This is a genomic window from Pseudonocardia pini, from assembly GCF_013870575.1.
Classification (GTDB): Bacteria; Actinomycetota; Actinomycetes; order Mycobacteriales; family Pseudonocardiaceae; genus Pseudonocardia; species Pseudonocardia pini.
This window is the reverse complement of record NZ_JACBXB010001243.1, coordinates 1-415: the sequence shown is the minus strand read 5'-3', so window position 1 is coordinate 415 and position 415 is coordinate 1. Positions and strand designations below refer to the sequence as shown.

General features: G+C 71.6%; 1 pseudogene. It reads left to right on the top strand.

From position 1 onward, the window contains the following. Positions 1-415 (top strand): annotated as a pseudogene (locus H5J29_RS34160) (2-oxoacid:acceptor oxidoreductase subunit alpha); the annotation flags it as partial.

Here is a 415-nt window from a genome sequence, read left to right as displayed (position 1 = left end):
GGGTCTCGCCGTCGCCCTGGAGCTGCCGCTGCTGGTGATCGACGTCCAGCGCGGCGGGCCCTCGACGGGGTTGCCGACCAAGACCGAGCAGGCCGATCTGTTGCAGGCCATGTTCGGGCGCAACGGTGAGGCACCCCTGCCGATCATCGCCCCGCAGTCGCCGGGTGACTGTTTCCACGCCGCCATCGAGGCCGCCGCGATCGCGGTGAAGTACCGCACCCCGGTGATGGTGCTGTCGGACGGTGCGTTGGCGAACGGGTCGGAGCCGTGGAAGGTCCCCGACGCGTCCACCCTCGAGACTGTGGATCCGCGGTTCGCGACCGAGGTCAACGCCCCGGACGGGTCCGGGGAGTTCTGGCCGTACCTGCGTGACCCGGAGACCCTGGCCCGGCCCTGGGCCATCCCCGGCACCGCT